At 59.9% G+C, this 17,701-nt stretch carries 12 protein-coding genes; 6 read left to right on the top strand and 6 right to left on the bottom strand.

Going from position 1 to position 17,701, the window contains the following annotated elements:
* Complete coding sequence (cydD, locus tag ACMGGK_RS15130) at window positions 1-1,767, bottom strand: heme ABC transporter permease/ATP-binding protein CydD (protein WP_049300519.1); 1,767 nt, start codon at window positions 1,765-1,767, stop codon at window positions 1-3.
* Window positions 1,768-2,004: 237 nt separating this feature from the next.
* Entirely contained in the window at window positions 2,005-2,976 is a 972-nt protein-coding gene (trxB, locus tag ACMGGK_RS15125; protein WP_016928331.1) for a thioredoxin-disulfide reductase, read from the bottom strand.
* A 654-nt stretch (window positions 2,977-3,630) separates the two neighbouring features.
* Between trxB and lrp the strand changes: the two genes are divergently transcribed.
* The 5 genes from lrp (at window position 3,631) to serS (ending at window position 11,564) form a co-directional block, all read left to right on the top strand.
* Window positions 3,631-4,125 carry a leucine-responsive transcriptional regulator Lrp gene (gene lrp, locus ACMGGK_RS15120; protein ID WP_004928318.1) on the top strand — a complete coding sequence of 165 codons (495 nt, stop codon included), beginning with the start codon at window positions 3,631-3,633 and terminating at the stop codon, window positions 4,123-4,125.
* A 120-nt stretch (window positions 4,126-4,245) separates the two neighbouring features.
* Window positions 4,246-7,998: a DNA translocase FtsK 4TM domain-containing protein gene (locus ACMGGK_RS15115; protein WP_420276999.1), complete on the top strand. Its 3,753-nt coding sequence runs from the start codon at window positions 4,246-4,248 to the stop codon at window positions 7,996-7,998.
* A gap of 198 nt (window positions 7,999-8,196) precedes the next feature.
* Window positions 8,197-8,808, top strand: a complete 612-nt coding sequence (gene lolA, locus ACMGGK_RS15110; protein WP_015377319.1) for an outer membrane lipoprotein chaperone LolA — start codon at window positions 8,197-8,199, stop codon at window positions 8,806-8,808.
* A 67-nt stretch (window positions 8,809-8,875) separates the two neighbouring features.
* Window positions 8,876-10,162, top strand: a complete 1,287-nt coding sequence (locus ACMGGK_RS15105; protein ID WP_048796507.1) for a replication-associated recombination protein A — start codon at window positions 8,876-8,878, stop codon at window positions 10,160-10,162.
* Window positions 10,163-10,271: 109 nt separating this feature from the next.
* Window positions 10,272-11,564, top strand: a complete 1,293-nt coding sequence (gene serS, locus ACMGGK_RS15100) for a serine--tRNA ligase (RefSeq protein WP_016928328.1) — start codon at window positions 10,272-10,274, stop codon at window positions 11,562-11,564.
* Between the two features lie 53 nt (window positions 11,565-11,617).
* Here serS and ACMGGK_RS15095 read toward each other — a convergent pair whose 3' ends face one another.
* The gene (locus tag ACMGGK_RS15095; RefSeq protein WP_049300517.1) at window positions 11,618-11,983 is read right to left on the bottom strand and encodes a DUF1801 domain-containing protein; all 366 of its coding nucleotides are present in this window, start codon (window positions 11,981-11,983) and stop codon (window positions 11,618-11,620) included.
* A gap of 163 nt (window positions 11,984-12,146) precedes the next feature.
* Here ACMGGK_RS15095 and ACMGGK_RS15090 point away from each other — a divergent pair, with 163 nt between their 5' ends.
* Window positions 12,147-13,298 (top strand): MFS transporter, encoded by a 1,152-nt coding sequence (locus tag ACMGGK_RS15090; protein ID WP_028127990.1) that lies wholly within the window; start codon window positions 12,147-12,149, stop codon window positions 13,296-13,298.
* A 48-nt stretch (window positions 13,299-13,346) separates the two neighbouring features.
* Here ACMGGK_RS15090 and pflA read toward each other — a convergent pair whose 3' ends face one another.
* From pflA to focA, 3 genes are all read right to left on the bottom strand, one after another.
* A complete protein-coding gene (pflA, locus tag ACMGGK_RS15085) occupies window positions 13,347-14,087 on the bottom strand; it encodes a pyruvate formate lyase 1-activating protein (protein WP_016928325.1) in 741 nt (246 codons plus the stop codon).
* Between the two features lie 281 nt (window positions 14,088-14,368).
* Window positions 14,369-16,651, bottom strand: a complete 2,283-nt coding sequence (gene pflB, locus ACMGGK_RS15080; protein WP_016928324.1) for a formate C-acetyltransferase — start codon at window positions 16,649-16,651, stop codon at window positions 14,369-14,371.
* Window positions 16,652-16,705: 54 nt separating this feature from the next.
* Complete coding sequence (gene focA, locus ACMGGK_RS15075) at window positions 16,706-17,566, bottom strand: formate transporter FocA (RefSeq protein ID WP_004928284.1); 861 nt, start codon at window positions 17,564-17,566, stop codon at window positions 16,706-16,708.
* Between the last annotated feature and the right edge of the window lie 135 nt (window positions 17,567-17,701).

Below are 17,701 nucleotides of genomic sequence, written 5' to 3'. Positions count from 1 at the left end.
TTAAAGCTCCCCGCGGCGGTGGGCGATCAGAGTGGCGAACAGGCCCGGCTGGGCGCTGAGGGTGGCGTAATCGCCCTGTTGCACGATGCGCCCGTTATCCATCACCCAAATCTGATCGTAGTCTTCGGTATCTTCCAGCTGATGCGTCACCAGCAGGGTGGTTTGCTGATGCGAAGCGGCATTCAACGCCTGCATCACCCGTTGTTCGCTATGGGCATCGAGGCTGGCGGCCGGTTCATCGAGCAGCAGCAAGCGGCGCGGGCCGATCAGCGCCCGGGCGACCGCCACGCGCTGCGCCTGGCCGACCGACAGGCGGGCGGCGTTATCGCCCACTTCGGTGTCGAGCCCCTGCGGCAGATACGGCAACAGCTCGCTGACGTAGGCGTGTTCCACCGCCTGCTGCAGCTGCGTTTCATCGGCCTGCGGGCAGCCCAGCAGGATATTGGCGCGCAAGGTTTGCGCCGGCAGGTGCGGGTTTTGCCCGACCCAGCTCAGCTGCTGCCTCCAGTTCTCTGCGGACAGGTCACGCAGTTCGATGCCGTTGACGGTCAACGATCCACGGTAGGGCAGGAAGCCGAGCAGCAGATTGAGCAGCGAACTTTTGCCGGCGCCGCTCAGCCCGACCAGCGCCACGCGCTGCTGCGGTTGCAGGGTGAAACTCAGCGGCCCGGCCAGCAACACGCCGTTCGGCGACAGGATTTCCAACGCGTTCGCCTGTAGCGTCAGCGGTTGATCGGCGGGCAGCTGCCGCGTGCCGTTGCCCATCTGCTCGCCTTCGGCGCTGAGGAAGGTTTCCAGCGCTTCCGCCGCGCCGACCGCCTGCGCTTTGGCATGGTAGAAGGTGCCGAGATCGCGCAGCGGTTGGAAAAACTCCGGCGCCAGAATCAGCACCAGAAAACCGGAAAACAGCGTTACGCCGAGGCCGTAGCTGCCGAAATTGAGTTCGCCGAGGTAAGAAAAGCCAAAGTACACCGCCACCACGGCGATGGAAATCGAAGCGAAGAATTCCAGCACGCCGGAAGAGAGGAAGGCCATGCGCAGCACTTCCATGGTGCGGCTGCGGAAGTCTTCGGAGGATTTGGCGATCTGCGCGGTTTCGGCCTGCGCGCGGTCGAACAGCCGCAGGGTGTCCAGGCCGCGCAGGCGGTCAAGGAAGTTGCCGCTCAATCGCGCCAGCGCCACGAAGTTGCGGCGGTTGGCGTCGGCGGCCCCCATACCGACCAGCGCCATGAACAGCGGGATCAGCGGCGCGGTCGCCAACAGAATCAAACCGGCGGCCCAATTGATCGGGAAGACGGCGATCAGGATTAGCAGCGGGATGAAGACCGCCAGATACATCTGCGGCAGATAGCGCGAGTAATAGTCCTGCATATCCTCGATCTGCTCGACGATGATGCTGGCCCAACTGCCCGCCGGTTTGCCCTGGATCCAGGCCGGGCCGAGCTGCTGCAGCTTATCCAGCACCTGCTGGCGCATGCGCTGACGGATCACCTGGCCACACAGGAAACCGACCCGCTCTCGCAGCCAGCTCAACAGCGCCCGCAATGCGAACGCGGCGGCCAGCCAGATAAACGAAGGGAGCAGCTGTTCGCGTGGGGTATGTTCGATGATCAGGGCGTGCAGCAGGCTGGCCAGCAGCCACGCCTGCGCCACGATCAGCAGGCCGCTGAACAGCCCCAACAGCATGGAAAGGCGCAGCCAACGCTGCGCCAACGAACTCTGGGTTTTAAGCCAACGGGTTAACTGTTGCTGTCTGGTTTTTTTCATCAGATATGCGTCTGCGTCGCCGGCGCCCGTTTGTTACGGGCTGGGTTAACGTACTGTTAAATAATAGTGTTTGGCGCAATCGGCGACAAACAAGCGAGGTCCCATGTTACCTCGTCACCCGGCAGACTGAAAATAATAAAGCGGCCAAATGTGGCTATAACAGACGCGAGAAGGGGGGCGGAGGGGGAAACAAAAAAAGCGGCTCGAGAGCCGCTTTTTGCCGATGATGAAAACGTCTTAGCAGACTTCTGCGCCGGCGATGCCGTCCAGGTAACGTTCTGCGTCCAGCGCCGCCATACAGCCGGTGCCGGCGGAAGTGATCGCCTGGCGGTAGACATGATCCATCACGTCGCCTGCGGCGAAGACGCCGGGGATAGTGGTCTGGGTCGCATTGCCGTGAATGCCGGACTGTACCTTGATGTAGCCGTTTTCCAGCTCCAGCTGGCCGCCGAAGATGCCGGTGTTCGGGCTGTGGCCGATAGCGATGAACACGCCGGCCAGTTCCAGTTCACGGGTTTCGTTTTCCGCTTTGGTGCTGCGGATGCGCACGCCGGTCACGCCCATTTCATCGCCCAGCACTTCGTCCAACGTATGGTCGGTGTGCAACACGATGTTGCCGCTTTTCACTTTTTCCATCAGCCGGTCGATCAGTATCTTCTCTGAGCGGAAGCTGTCGCGACGGTGGATCAGGTGAACCTCGGCGGCGATGTTGGACAGGTACAGCGCTTCTTCAACGGCGGTGTTGCCGCCGCCGACCACCGCGACTTTCTGGTTGCGGTAGAAGAAACCGTCGCAGGTCGCGCAGGCGGAAACGCCTTTGCCCTTGAAGGCGTCTTCGGAAGGCAGGCCAAGGTAGCGGGCGGAGGCGCCGGTCGCGATGATCAGCGCGTCGCAGCTGTATTCGCCGCTGTCGCCGAACAGGCGGAACGGACGCTGCTGCAGATCGACGCTGTTGATATGATCGAAGACGATTTCAGTTTGGAACTTCTCCGCGTGCTCGCGCATGCGCTCCATCAGCGCCGGACCGGTCAGGCCGTCGGCGTCACCCGGCCAGTTTTCCACTTCGGTGGTGGTGGTCAGCTGGCCGCCTTGCTCCAGACCGGTGATCAGCACCGGATTCAGGTTGGCGCGCGCCGCGTAGACGGCGGCGGTGTAACCGGCCGGGCCGGAGCCCAGAATCAGTAATTTGCTATGTTTAGCCGTGCCCATGAATAACCTCTTTATTCCACAATGGCGGACAATGAAGCCGATTGTAGGGAAAATGGCGCAGTAAAAAAAGCGCCGGGCGACGTTGTTAACGATTTGTATGATAGTTGTCGCCTATTAATGCACCCGCTGTCGGCAAATCGTACGCCGAACGCAGAAATTTACCTTATCAAAGCCGCATTCGGCCGCCGAATCGCCAACCGCGCAAAAACGGCGCATTCTGCGGCTTCAGCCGCTCCCCGCCGGGGTTTATCTGCCAGCGATTCATAACCAAAAATGGGATGCAGACTTTTCGTGACGGTACGTTGTTCTGATTTTGCTTCTTTTACTTTGACAATCCGCTGCGCATTTGCGAAAACATCATAGGAAGAAGAAATTATCCCCGTAACACCAGCAAATCGTACGTATTTGCGCCGCGAGGCGGCAATGCGCGATGGGTGGGCGGAGCAGAGCGCGCAAGCGTTTGCTGATTTTTTCTCGACCTAAACGTCGTTACCTGCGTCGCGCGGGGTTGGACAGACAGGCTGCGCGGCGTGGAATGATGGTAGTGAAGAAGCATATGACAGGCATCGGGTCTTCGCTTGGAACGAACCCTTACACATTGACGTTGGCTAGGGTGTGGCAAGTGCACGGAAGAAAATAAGAGAGACAATAATAATGGCAGACAACAAGAAACGCCCGGGTAAAGATCTTGACCGTATCGACCGCAACATCCTGAATGAGCTGCAGAAGGATGGGCGTATTTCGAACGTCGAGCTTTCGAAGCGCGTGGGGTTATCCCCGACACCATGTTTGGAACGCGTGCGCCGTCTTGAGCGCCAGGGTTTCATTCATGGCTATACCGCATTGCTTAACCCGCATTATCTGGATGCGTCCCTGCTGGTTTTCGTGGAGATCACGCTGAACCGCGGCGCGCCGGATGTGTTTGAGCAATTCAACTCGGCAGTGCAGAAGCTTGAAGAGATTCAGGAGTGTCATCTGGTTTCCGGCGATTTCGACTACCTGTTGAAAACCCGCGTACCGGACATGTCGGCTTACCGCAAATTGCTGGGCGAAACCTTGCTGCGTTTGCCGGGGGTTAACGACACCCGTACCTACGTAGTGATGGAAGAAGTGAAACAGAGTAACCGTCTGGTTATCAAAACACGGTAAGGTGCAGGTGCAAAACCTGATTAAATTGGTTACACTCCTGTTTATTCATACAGTTTCGGCGCCGGGGCAGTTTCTCGGCGCTGTTGCTATGTCAGCTAACAGGAACCTGGAGAGCCTTTCTTGAGCCAGGAATATACAGAAGATAAAGAAGTTACCCTGAAAAGACTCAGCAGTGGCCGGCGTTTGCTGGAAGCTGTGCTTATCGTGGTAGCGATTTTTGCCGTTTACCTCATGGCTGCGCTGGTCAGTTTCAACCCGTCTGACCCAAGCTGGTCGCAGACCGCGTGGCATGAGCCGATTCACAATCTGGGCGGCGGTGTCGGGGCCTGGTTGGCCGATACGCTGTTCTTCACCTTCGGGGTGCTCGCCTACGCGATACCGCCGATCATGCTGGTCTTGTGCTGGGCGGCTTATCGCCAACGCAGCAACAGAGACTACATCGACTATTTCGCGCTTTCCCTGCGCCTGATCGGCACCCTGGCGTTAGTGCTCACCTCCTGCGGGCTGGCGGCGCTGAACGTCGACGATCTCTATTACTTCGCTTCCGGCGGCGTGATCGGCAGCCTGCTGAGCAACGCCATGTTGCCGTGGTTCAACGGCATCGGCGCTACGCTGGCGCTGCTGTGCGTATGGGCGGCGGGGTTGACGCTGTTTACCGGCTGGTCCTGGCTGGTGATCGCCGAGAAGATCGGCGGGGCGGTGCTGGGCGTCGCGACGGTGATGACCAATCGCTCACGTCGCGAAGAGCGCTATTTTGAGGATGACGAGCGTTACGTTGACGACGAGCCTGAGCAGGCAGGGAAGGGCGCCGCCGCAGCGGTTGCCGCGACCGCCGCCGGAGCCGCGGCCGCCGATGACGACGTGCTGTTCTCCGCGCCTTCGGTCACCGAAAGCGCCAAAGCGGCGGCAGAAGACGCCGCCGATCCGTTGCTCAGCGGCCTGCGCGCCGACGATGACGAGCTTGAAGCAGAAGCCGCACCCATCGCGCCGGCGGCTTCGCCTGCACCGGCGGTGAAGGCAGAGATCCACGAGCCCGTTGCTGCGCCGATCGCCGCTCAGGCGCCGTCGGTAACGGTGGCGCCGGCCGCGCCGGCCTCGGTCAATCAGCACCCGGTGAGCGCCCCGGCGCAAGACGCTACGCCGCCGCTGTATTCCTTCGAGATCCCGGAAGAAACGCCTGCGCCTAAGGCGACGCGTCCTGTCGATCCTTATCAGGATGACGATGAGCCGCGCCTTGGCAACTGGCAAGAGCCGGTCGCGCCGCAGCCGCCGGCGCGTTCTCCCTTTGATTTTACCGCCGCACAGCGTGACAGCGTCGACATCGGCAGTTCGAGCGGTTTCAGCGCCACCGGCGCCAAACCGCAGCCGGATACGGCGGCAGCCGCTGCTGCTGCGGGCGTCGCAGCGGCGACCTTTATGCCGGCCTTCACGGCGACCAGTGACGGCAATCCGCAGGTTAAGCAGGGCATCGGCCCTGAGCTGCCGCGGCCGAACCCGGTGCGCATCCCGACCCGTCGCGAACTGGCTTCCTACGGCATCAAGCTGCCTTCACAGCGTGCGGCCGAACAGGAACAGCGCCAGACAGAGGCGGAGCCTCAGCAGCCGGCGGCGGTGAACCCGCAGGACGAAGAGGCGCTACAGGAAGCCGCGCTGCGTCAGGCGTTTGCCGAGCAGCAAAGCCAGCGCTATGGCGAAAGCTACGCGTCTGAGCAACAAGATGACGAGAGCGCATTGCAGGAAGCCGAGCTGAGCAAGGCGTTTGCCGAGCAGCAGCACCAACGCTACGGCGAAGGCTATCAACAGGACGACGAAGAGGCGCAGCAAGAGGCCGCGCTGCGCCAGGCGTTTGCCGAGCAGCAGCAGGCGCGCTACGGCCAGCAAGCATCTGCTCCGCAGGCGCCGGCCGCCAGCCCGATCGATACCCGCAATGCTTTCAGCTTCTCGCCGATGGCGGATCTGGTGGACGATGGCCCGAGCGAGCCGATGTTCACGCTGTCCCCGCAGCTTGAAGAGCGCATTGAACAGCAAAGCGAGCAAGAGGACGATGTGTCGTTCGGTCAGTTTGAGCCGGCGGCGCCGGCTGCCCAACCTCAGCAATCGCACCCGCAGCCTCAACAATACCAGCAGCCGCAGCAACAGCAGCATCAACAGCCGTCGCAGCAGCAATATCAGCAGCCGCAGCAACAGCAGTATCAACAGCCGTCGCAGCAGCAATATCAGCAGCCGCAGCAACAGCAGTATCAACAGCCGTCGCAGCAGCAATATCAGCAGCCACAGCAACCGGCGCAGCAGCAGCCTCAGCAAGCTCAGGCAGAGCAACATCCTGCGATGGACAGTCTGATTCACCCGTTCCTGATGCGCAACGATCAGCCGCTGCAGAAGCCGACCACGCCGCTGCCGACGCTGGATCTGTTGACCGAGGCGCCGAAAGAGGTGGAGCCGGTCGATTCCTTCGCGCTGGAACAGAAGGCGCGCCTGGTGGAGGCCAGCCTGGCCGATTACCGCGTGAAAGCTGACGTGGTGGACATCCTGCCGGGGCCGGTCATCACCCGCTTCGAGCTGGATCTGGCGCCGGGCGTTAAAGCGGCGCGCATTTCCAACCTGTCGCGCGATCTGGCGCGCTCGCTGTCGACTTCGGCGGTGCGCGTGGTGGAAGTGATCCCCGGCAAGCCTTATGTCGGTCTGGAGCTGCCGAACGCCAAACGGCAAACGGTGTATCTGCGTGAAGTGCTGGATTGCCCGGCTTTCCGTGACAATCCGTCGCCGCTGTCCATCGTATTGGGTAAAGACATCTCCGGCGAACCGGTCGTGGCCGATCTGGGCAAAATGCCGCACTTGCTGGTCGCCGGTACCACCGGTTCCGGTAAGTCGGTCGGGGTCAACGCCATGATCCTGAGCATCTTGTATAAGGCCACGCCGAAAGAAGTGCGCTTTATCATGATCGACCCGAAAATGCTGGAACTGTCGGTTTACGAAGGCATTCCACACCTGTTGACCGACGTGGTCACCGACATGAAAGACGCCGCCAACGCGCTGCGCTGGTGCGTGGGTGAAATGGAACGCCGCTACAAGCTGATGTCTGCCCTGGGCGTGCGTAACCTGGCCGGCTACAACGAGCGCGTCGATCAGGCCGAAGCGATGGGGCGTCCGATCCCGGATCCATTCTGGAAGCCGACCGACAGCATGGACATCACGCCGCCGGTGTTGGAGAAAGAGCCGTACATCGTGGTGATGGTCGACGAATTCGCCGATCTGATCATGACGGTCGGCAAGAAGGTCGAAGAGCTGATCGCTCGCCTGGCGCAGAAAGCGCGTGCGGCGGGCATCCATCTGGTGCTGGCGACCCAGCGTCCGTCGGTGGATGTGATCACCGGCCTGATCAAGGCCAACATTCCGACGCGCATCGCCTTTACCGTGTCGAGCAAGATCGACTCCCGCACCATCCTCGATCAGGGGGGCGCCGAGTCCTTGCTGGGCATGGGTGACATGCTCTATCTGGCGCCGAACTCCTCGATCCCGGTGCGCGTGCATGGCGCATTCGTGCGCGATCAGGAAGTGCACGCGGTGGTCAAGGATTGGAAAGCGCGCGAGCGGCCCCAATATAAAGAGGGCATTCTCAGCGGCGGCGAAGACGGCGAGGGCGGTGCCGGCGGCGGCATGGACGGCGACGAAGAGCTGGATCCGCTGTTTGACCAGGCGGTGGATTTCGTGGTGGATAAACGCCGCGCCTCCATCTCCGGCGTACAGCGCCAGTTCCGCATCGGCTATAACCGCGCGGCGCGCATCATCGAACAGATGGAGGCGCAGGGCATCGTCAGCGAGCAGGGGCATAACGGCAACCGCGAGGTGCTGGCGCCGCCGCGGCACGATTGATGGTCGCTTAGCCATTGCAATTTAATAAGAAAGGGCCGCTTAAGCGGCCCTTGTGCAAAGAAGCGTAAACCCGTTTCTTCTCGGAACATTGGCCTACCGGCCGATCGCCGGCTTCAGGTAAAGTAACGGGAGTAAAGGGTTGATTGACCCGCACGGCGTCGCCCTGCGGTTAACGCATTTCATAAGGTATCTGGAATAATGAAAAAACTGTTAGTTGCCTGCTGTCTGCTTTCGGGATTCGCTTCTACCTCCGTGCTGGCCGACGCCGCACAGGATCTGCAAAGTCGCCTGGCGAAGGTGAACAGTTTCCACGCCAGCTTCTCGCAAACCGTGACCAGCGCCGAAGGCGCCGCGGTGCAACAGGGTGAAGGCGAGCTGTGGGTGAAGCGGCCGAACCTGTTCAACTGGCACATGACGTCACCCGATGAGAGCGTGCTGGTCTCCGATGGTCAAACCCTGTGGTTTTACAACCCGTTCGTCGAGCAGGTGACGGCGACCTGGTTGAAGAACGCCACCGGCAATACGCCGTTTATGCTGATTACCCGCAATAATGCCAGCGACTGGAAACAGTACAACGTGAAGCAAAAGGGCGATGATTTTGAATTAACGCCGAAATCCGCCAGCGGCAACCTGAAGCAATTCGCCATCAGCGTGACCAACAGCGGCACCATCCGCAGCTTCGCCGCGGTGGAGCAGGATGGCCAGCGTAGTGCTTATACGCTGAAAAGCCAGCAGAACGTCGCCGCCGATCCGGCCAAATTCAAATTTACCCCGCCGAAGGGGGTGACGCTGGACGACCAGCGCCAGTGAGGTGCAAGTGAGTAATAATCTGTCGCTCGATTTTTCCCAGAACGAGTTCCAGCCGTTGGCCGCGCGCATGCGGCCGACCACGCTGGCGCAGTATATCGGCCAGCAACACCTGCTGGCCGCCGGCAAGCCGCTGCCGCGCGCCATTGAGGCCGGGCAACTGCACTCGATGATTTTATGGGGGCCGCCGGGCACCGGGAAGACGACGTTGGCAGAGCTGATCGGCCGTTATGGCCAGGCGGATGTCGAACGGATCTCTGCCGTGACCTCCGGCATCAAGGAGATCCGCGAGGCGATTGAGCGGGCGCGGCAAAACCGCGACGCCGGCCGCCGCACCATCCTGTTCGTCGACGAAGTGCACCGCTTTAACAAAAGCCAGCAGGACGCTTTCCTGCCGCATATCGAAGACGGCACCATCACCTTTATCGGCGCCACCACCGAAAACCCGTCGTTCGAACTGAACTCGGCGCTGTTGTCCCGCGCCCGCGTTTACCTACTGAAGGCGCTGACCGCCGAAGATATCGGCCAGGTGCTGGATCAGGCGATGAGCGACAAGGCGCGCGGCTTTGGCAATCAGAACGTCGAGCTGCCCGCGGAAACGCGCCGCCTGCTGTCGGAGTTGGTGGGCGGCGATGCGCGCCGGGCGCTGAACAGCCTGGAAATGATGGCGGACATGGCGGAGATCGATGCCAAAGGCGTGCGGGTGCTGACGCCGGAGTTGCTGAAAGAGGTGTCGGGCGAGCGCAGCGCGCGCTTCGACAACAAGGGCGACCGTTATTACGACCTGATTTCCGCGCTGCATAAATCAGTGCGCGGTTCGGCGCCGGACGCCGCGCTGTACTGGTATGCGCGCATCATTACCGCCGGCGGCGATCCGCTCTATGTGGCGCGCCGTCTGTTGGCGATTGCCTCTGAAGACGTGGGCAACGCCGATCCGCGCGGCATGCAGGTGGCGATCGCCGCCTGGGATTGCTTCACCCGCGTGGGGCCGGCCGAGGGCGAACGCGCCATCGCGCAGGCGATTGTTTACCTGGCCTGCGCGCCGAAAAGCAATGCGGTTTACACCGCGTTCAAGGCCGCCATGCGCGATGCCAAAGAGCAGGCCGATTATGACGTGCCGGAGCACCTGCGCAACGCGCCGACCAAGCTGATGAAGGAGATGGGGCTGGGGGCGGAATACCGTTACGCCCACGACGAACCCAACGCCTACGCCGCCGGCGAGAACTATTTCCCGCCCGAAATGGCCCATACGCGCTACTACCAACCGACCTCGCGCGGGCTGGAAGGGAAAATCGGCGAAAAGTTGGCATGGCTGGCTGAGCAGGATCAAAATAGCCCGACAAAACGCTACCGCTAGCGTGGCCGTTGCGGTAAGGTTAGCGGGTATCACTCTTCTTTTATGCGGCTATAAATCAGCCGCATAGAACAACAACACTTCTTTCAATAACAACAAGCACAGGATTAGCATGCTCGATCCCAATCTGCTGCGTAATGAGCTAGACGCAGTCGCCGTCAAACTGGCTCGCCGAGGCTTTAAACTCGATCTGGATCTGCTGCGTTCGCAGGAAGAACGCCGCAAAGTTCTGCAGGTAGAAACTGAAACGCTGCAAGCGGAACGCAACTCCCGATCGAAATCCATCGGCGCGGCCAAAGCGCGTGGGGAAGACATCGAGCCGCTGCGTCGCGAAGTGAACGAGCTGGGTGACAAGCTGGATGCCGCCAAGGCGGCGCTGGATGCGCTGCAAAGCGAGATCCGCGATTACGCTCTGACGCTGCCTAACCTGCCGGACGACGCGGTGCCGGATGGTAAAGACGACAGCGAAAACCTGGAAGTCACCCGCTGGGGCGAACCGCGCCAGTACGACTTCGCGGTGCGCGATCACGTCGATCTGGGCGAAATGGCCGGCGGGCTGGATTTTGCCGCCGCGGTTAAGCTGACCGGTTCGCGTTTCGTGGTCATGAAAGGGCAAATCGCCCGCATGCACCGCGCGCTGTCCCAGTTCATGCTGGATCTGCACACCGAGCAGCACGGCTACCTGGAGGCCTACGTACCTTATCTGGTCAACCACGCCACGCTGTATGGCACCGGCCAACTGCCGAAGTTCGGCGAAGATCTGTTCCATACCCGCCCGCTGGAAGAAGAAGCCGACAGCAGCAACTACGCGCTGATCCCAACGGCGGAAGTGCCGCTGACCAACCTGGTGCGCGACGAGATCGTGGAAGAGGAAACTCTGCCGCTGAAGATGACCGCGCACACGCCATGCTTCCGTGCGGAAGCCGGTTCTTACGGTCGCGATACCCGCGGTTTGATCCGCATGCACCAGTTCGACAAGGTCGAGATGGTGCAGATCGTCCGTCCGGAAGATTCGATGGATGCCCTGGAAGAGCTGACCGGTCACGCGGAAAAAGTGCTGCAGCTGCTGAACCTGCCTTACCGCAAGGTGCTGCTGTGCACCGGCGATATGGGCTTCGGCGCATGCAAGACCTACGATCTGGAAGTGTGGTTGCCGGCGCAGAACACCTACCGCGAGATCTCGTCCTGCTCCAACATGTGGGACTTCCAGGCGCGTCGCATGCAGGCGCGTTGCCGCAGCAAGGCCGACAAGAAGCCGCGTCTGGTTCACACGCTGAACGGCTCCGGCCTGGCGGTCGGCCGTACGCTGGTGGCAGTGCTGGAAAACTACCAGCAGGCCGACGGTCGCATTCAGGTGCCTGAAGTGCTGCGTCCTTATATGGGCGGCCTGGAATATATTGGCTAAACGGCAAGCTACGAGAAAAAAGCGCCTGCGGGCGCTTTTTTTATGTCGAGAATTCAGTCTGTCGCCAGCGCGTAGGCCTGTTTAATGTAGTCCGCCAGATGCTTGCTTTTCACCTCGGCGAGCGAGTGGAGCTTGATGTGCCGCCGATATTGGCCGTTGCCTTCGAGCTGATGATGGCTGTCTACCAGCCGGTAGCCGTGACCGAACTCCACCGTGACGTGGTGGCGATAGGCGAAAACGCCGCAGAAAAATTGAGTATGCGAGAACATGATGCCGCCGTATTTGACCGATTCGGTGACGCCACTGCCGCTTGTCGCGGCGATCCGACGTACCTGCTGCACAATGGCCAGCAGCTCATCGTGCGTGCTGCCGATGTCCGCCAGCAGGGTCTCTACCGCAGCATCATTTGCGTGACTCATCTTGCTTCTCCATCGTTAAATTCGCTCTGCGCTGAGCATAGCGCTTTTCCAGCCGATTAGCCGGAAACAAATCGTGCGGTGGAATGATAAGAGGCGATTGACTTTTTTATCGCCAGTGGCATGATGCGCGCACTCTCATTGCGCGTTCGGTCACAATTTCACTATGTCCGCATACTCCCGCCCAGTGCTCCTATTGCTCTGCGGCCTTTTGCTGCTCACGGTATCCATTGCCGTTTTGAATACGTTAGTGCCGCTTTGGTTAACCCATGCCCAGCTGTCAACCTGGCAGGTGGGAATGGTCAGCTCCTCTTATTTCAGCGGCAACCTGTTGGGCACGTTGGTGGCGGGCAGACTGATCCAGCGCGTCGGCTTTACCCGCAGCTATCATCTTTCTTGTCTGGTGTTCGCCGCGGCTACCGCCGGCATGGTGCTGTCGATCGATTTCTGGAGCTGGCTGGGCTGGCGCTTCTTCGCCGGCGTCGGTTGCGCCTGGATCTGGGTGATCGTGGAGAGCGCGCTGTTGCGCAGCGGTAACCTGAGCAACCGTGGCCAGCTGCTGGCGGCCTATATGATAGTCTATTACCTCGGTACGGTGACCGGCCAATTGCTGTTGAGCATGACCTCGACCGAATTGCTGCACGTGGTGCCGTGGGTGACCGCCATTGTGATCAGCGCGATGTTGCCAATGCTGTTCGCGCGGGTCAACCGCCATGAAGACGAGCCGCAGCAGGCGGCGGTATGGACAATGTTGAGACGCCGCAGCGCGCGCCTCGGCATCAACGGCTGCATCATCTCCGGCATCGTGCTCGGTTCGCTGTATGGCTTGATGCCGCTGTATCTCTCCCATCAGGGCATGAGTGACGCCAACGTCGGTTACTGGATGGCGCTGCTGGTCAGCTCCGGCATCGTCGGGCAATGGCCGGTCGGGCGCCTGGCCGATCGTTACGGGCGCCTGCTGGTGCTGCGCATTCAGGTGTTCGTGGTGATCCTCGCCAGCGTGGCGATGCTCGGCAACTACGCCATGGCGCCTTCGCTGTTCATCCTCGGCTGCGCCGGCTTTACCCTTTACCCGGTGGCGATGTCCTGGGCCTGCGAGAAGGCAATGCCGCATGAACTGGTGGCGATGAACCAGGCGCTGCTGATGAGTTACACCATCGGCAGCCTGCTGGGCCCATCGATGACGGCGCTGCTGATGCAAAACTACTCCGATCGCGTGCTGTTCGTGATGATCGCCGCCGTGGCGCTGGTTTACCTGCTGATGCTGCTGAAAAAGCAGAAGCCGGATCGCCACCACACGCCGTTCGCCGCCGCCTGAGCATAAAAAAACCGGCCATGAGCCGGTTTTTCTTTTGGCGTGCGCCAATCAGTAAATCACTTTGTGGCCGTAGCTTTCCAGGATGCCTTTGACGCGATCCATGGTCTCGGCCTTCGGCGGGTGCACACCGTCCAGTTTGTACTCTTCCCCCATCGCTATCCATTTGTGCTTGCCCAGCTCGTGGTAAGGCAGCAGCTCGATTTTCTCGATGTTGGTCATGTCTTTGGTGAACTCGCCCAGCAGGTGCGCCGATTTATCGTCGTCTGACCAGCCCGGCACCACTACGTAACGGATCCAGGTGCGCTGATTGCGTTTCGCCAGGTAGCGGGCGAATTCCAACGTGCGGTGGTTGGAGACGCCGACCAGATTCTGGTGGATATCGTCGTTCATCTGTTTCAGATCCAGCATGACCAGATCGGTGGTGTCCAGCAACTCGTCGATCACCGGATCGTAGCGGCGCACGAAGCCATTGGTGTCCAGGCAGGTATTGATGCCTTCGGCGTGGCAGGCGCGGAACCAGTCGCGCACGAATTCAGCCTGCAGGATCGCCTCGCCGCCGGACGCGGTCACGCCGCCGCCGGAGGCATTCATGAAGTGGCGGTAGGCCACCGCGTCTTTCATCAGCTCTTCGACGGTCACTTCTTTGCCGCCGTGGGTGTCCCAGGTGTCGCGGTTATGGCAATAGAGGCAGCGCATCAGGCAGCCCTGGAAGAAGACGATAAAGCGGATCCCGGGCCCATCGACGGTGCCGCAGGATTCGAAGGAGTGGATGCGACCAGTTACTGACATTGCGGGTTTTTCTCCAATATTGACTGTCAAACGCAGTCTAAAAATAGGCGCGTGGCCGCCGGCCAGGTATCTGCGATGCAGTGGCGGGGTGAGCCCGCCACCGGGGGTAATGATGCCTGTCGGCCGGTCAGTTGCCGGATAACTGTTTTGCCGGCTATCCATCCAGTATAGATGTCCGGCAAAACAGACTCGTACAGAGTCAGGGGAGAGCGGTGGGAGAAAAGGGCCGGCAGAACCGGCCCCGACGTTGGCACCGGGCGGTTTCCCGCCCGGTTGGCGCATTACATCGTTTGAGTGAAGGTACGAGTAATGACGTCCTGCTGCTGCTCTTTGGTCAGCGAGTTGAAGCGCACGGCGTAACCGGAGACGCGGATGGTCAGCTGAGGGTACTTCTCAGGGTTTTCCATCGCGTCCAGCAGCATTTCGCGGTTCATCACGTTGACGTTCAGGTGCTGACCGCCTTCGATGGAGGCTTCATGGTGGAAGTAACCATCCATCAGGCCTGCCAGGTTGGCTTTACGCACGTCGTCGTCTTTACCCAGCGCGTTAGGCACGATGGAGAAGGTGTAGGAGATCCCGTCTTTCGCGTAGGCAAACGGCAGTTTGGCTACCGAGGTCAGGGAGGCTACTGCGCCTTTCTGGTCGCGGCCGTGCATCGGGTTGGCGCCTGGGCCGAACGGTGCGCCGGCGCGGCGGCCATCCGGGGTGTTACCGGTTTTCTTGCCGTACACCACGTTGGAGGTGATGGTCAGTACGGACTGAGTCGGTACCGCGTTGCGGTAGGTGCGCAGTTTCTGAATTTTCTTCATGAAACGTTCCACCAGGTCGCAGGCGATGTCATCGACGCGGGCGTCGTTGTTACCGAACTGCGGATACTCGCCTTCCACTTTGAAGTCGATAGCCAGGCCGTCTTCGTCGCGAATGGTGGTGACTTTCGCGTACTTGATGGCGGACAGGGAGTCGGCCGCAACGGACAGACCGGCGATGCCGCAAGCCATGGTGCGATAAACGTCACGGTCATGCAGCGCCATCAGCGCAGCTTCGTAGCTGTACTTGTCGTGCATGTAGTGAATGATGTTCAGCGCGGTCACGTACTGCTTGGCCAGCCAATCCATAAAGTGATCCATGCGCGCCATGACTTTGTCATAGTCCAGCACTTCGTCCATCATCGGCGCTTCTTTCGGGCCGACCTGCATTTTCAGTTTTTCGTCAACGCCGCCGTTGATGGCGTACAGCATGGTTTTCGCCAGGTTGGCGCGGGCGCCGAAGAACTGCATTTGTTTGCCGACGATCATCGGGCTGACGCAGCAAGCGATGGCATAGTCATCGTTGTTGAAGTCAGGGCGCATCAGGTCGTCGTTTTCGTACTGAACGGAAGAGGTGTCGATGGACACTTTCGCCGCGAATTTCTTGAAGTTCAGCGGCAGCTTCTCAGACCACAGGATGGTCATGTTCGGCTCCGGAGACGGCCCCATGGTGTACAGGGTGTTCAGGAAGCGGAAGCTGTTTTTGGTGACCAGGGTACGGCCGTCGACGCCCATACCGGCCAGGGACTCAGTCGCCCAGATTGGGTCGCCGGAGAACAGCTCATCGTACTCAGGGGTACGCAGGAAGCGCACCATACGCAGTTTCATCACCAGGTGGTCGATCAGTTCCTGCGCTTGTTCTTCGGTCAGTTTGCCCGCCTTGATGTCGCGTTCGATGAACACGTCGAGGAAGGTGGACACGCGGCCGAAGGACATGGCGGCGCCGTTCTGGGATTTCACCGCGGCCAGGTAGCCGAAGTAGGTCCACTGCACCGCTTCTTGCGCGCTGGTGGCCGGGCCGGAGATGTCGTAGCCGTATTTGGCGGCCATCTCTTTGATCTGAGCCAGAGCGCGGTGCTGTTCAGCGATCTCTTCGCGCAGCTGGATGGTCATTTCCAGGTCTTCGCCGTTTTCCAGTTTTTCCTGCAGCGATTTGAACTGGTTCAGTTTGTCGGCCATCAGGAAGTCGATGCCGTACAGCGCCACGCGGCGGTAGTCGCCGATGATGCGGCCGCGGCCGTAGGCGTCTGGCAGACCGGTCAGCACGCCGGATTTACGGCAGTTCAGGATGTCTTTGGTGTAAACGTCGAATACGCCCTGGTTGTGGGTTTTACGGTATTCGGTGAACACTTTTTTCAGCTGCGGATCCAGCTCGCGGCCGTACACTTTGCACGAACCTTCGACCATTTTGATGCCGCCGAACGGGATCAGCGCGCGTTTCAGAGGGGCGTCGGTCTGCAGACCCACGATGGTTTCCAGCTCTTTGGCGATGTAACCCGCGTCGTGAGAAATGATGGTTGAAGCAACGTTGGTGTCGAAATCAACCGGCGCATGAGTGCGGTTTTCCAGTTTGATCCCTTCCATAACCTTGTCCCACAAGGTGGTGGTGGCTTGAGTTGCGCCAGCCAGGAAGGATTCGTCACCTTCATAAGGCGTGTAGTTTTTCTGGATGAAGTCACGAACGTTGACTTCATTCTGCCAGTCACCCTTGCTGAAACCTTCCCAAGCGTTGGCTAATTTCTCGTTAAGTTCGGTCATTGTACACCTACCTTTGATTGTGGATTTCTAACTCTGCGCGCGGTAACTCACAGCTTAGTGCTGCTCGCGGCCCCCGCGCAGATAAATTACCCAGTAAGTCAACCCAACCAGCAGACCGCCGCCGATGATGTTACCGAGGGTGACCGGAATCAGGTTGTCGATGATGAAGTTGCTTACTGTCAGATGAGCGAATTGCTCAGGTACCGCCCCTACGGCTTGCCAGAACTCCGGCGTGGCGAAGTGTTTGACCACGATGCCCATAGGGATCATAAACATGTTGGCGATGCTGTGTTCGAAGCCGCTGGCGACAAACATCCCGACCGGCAGCACCATGGCGAGCATCTTGTCGGTCAGGGTGCGGCCGGAGTAGCTCATCCAGACCGCCAGGCAGACCATCAGGTTAGCCAGAATGCCGAGGCAGACGGCTTCGATGAAGGTGTGATGCAGCTTATGGTCTGCGGTTTGCAGGACATTCAGGCCCCACTGGCCGTTGGCGACCATATACTCGCCGGAGAACCAGATCAGCGCCACGAAGAACAGCGCGCCGACCAGGTTGCCGAGATAAACGTTCAGCCAGTTGGCGCCCAGCTGGCCCCAGCTGATGCGGCCGCTGGCCTTGGCGATGACGATAAGTACGGTAGAAGTGAACAGGTCGGCGCCCGACACCACCACCAGCATTAACCCGAGAGAGAAGCAGATGCCGCCGACCAGTTTCGCCAGCCCGAAAGGTACGCCGGCGGTGCCGGTGGTCGCCGTGATGTAGAAGACGAAGGCGATGGAAATGAAGACACCGGCGGTGATCGCCAAATAAAACGTTTTCAGCGGATGTTTGGTGGCTTTATACACGCCGGCATCTTCAGCGATTTTCGCCGTTGCTGCAGGTAAAATCAGATCGAAGGGGCTGTCAGTTTTCAAACTAACTCTCGCTCTTAAGGGTTAAAACAACGCAATGAGATACTAGCAAAGCAGTATAGGGGAAAATTTGATTTGGATCATAAGGCGGGGAAGTAGAGCGGCGAAATGACGTGTTTTTTGTGTGGTTTTTATGAT

This window comes from Serratia sp. BNK-33-b (assembly GCF_048684565.1).
GTDB classification, from domain to species: domain Bacteria; phylum Pseudomonadota; class Gammaproteobacteria; order Enterobacterales; family Enterobacteriaceae; genus Serratia; species Serratia marcescens.
Note: the sequence above shows the minus strand (reverse complement) of the source record. Positions and strands in the feature narration are given on the sequence as shown.

Coding starts and splice junctions, on each gene's coding strand:
- lolA (WP_015377319.1), top strand. CDS start 8,197: ATGAAAAAACTGTTAGTTGCCTGCTGTCTGCTTTCGGGATTCGCTTCT.
- pflB (WP_016928324.1), bottom strand. CDS start 16,651: ATGACCGAACTTAACGAGAAATTAGCCAACGCTTGGGAAGGTTTCAGC.
- pflA (WP_016928325.1), bottom strand. CDS start 14,087: ATGTCAGTAACTGGTCGCATCCACTCCTTCGAATCCTGCGGCACCGTC.
- ACMGGK_RS15090 (WP_028127990.1), top strand. CDS start 12,147: ATGTCCGCATACTCCCGCCCAGTGCTCCTATTGCTCTGCGGCCTTTTG.
- lrp (WP_004928318.1), top strand. CDS start 3,631: ATGGCAGACAACAAGAAACGCCCGGGTAAAGATCTTGACCGTATCGAC.
- cydD (WP_049300519.1), bottom strand. CDS start 1,767: ATGAAAAAAACCAGACAGCAACAGTTAACCCGTTGGCTTAAAACCCAG.
- ACMGGK_RS15105 (WP_048796507.1), top strand. CDS start 8,876: ATGCGGCCGACCACGCTGGCGCAGTATATCGGCCAGCAACACCTGCTG.
- serS (WP_016928328.1), top strand. CDS start 10,272: ATGCTCGATCCCAATCTGCTGCGTAATGAGCTAGACGCAGTCGCCGTC.
- trxB (WP_016928331.1), bottom strand. CDS start 2,976: ATGGGCACGGCTAAACATAGCAAATTACTGATTCTGGGCTCCGGCCCG.
- ACMGGK_RS15095 (WP_049300517.1), bottom strand. CDS start 11,983: ATGAGTCACGCAAATGATGCTGCGGTAGAGACCCTGCTGGCGGACATC.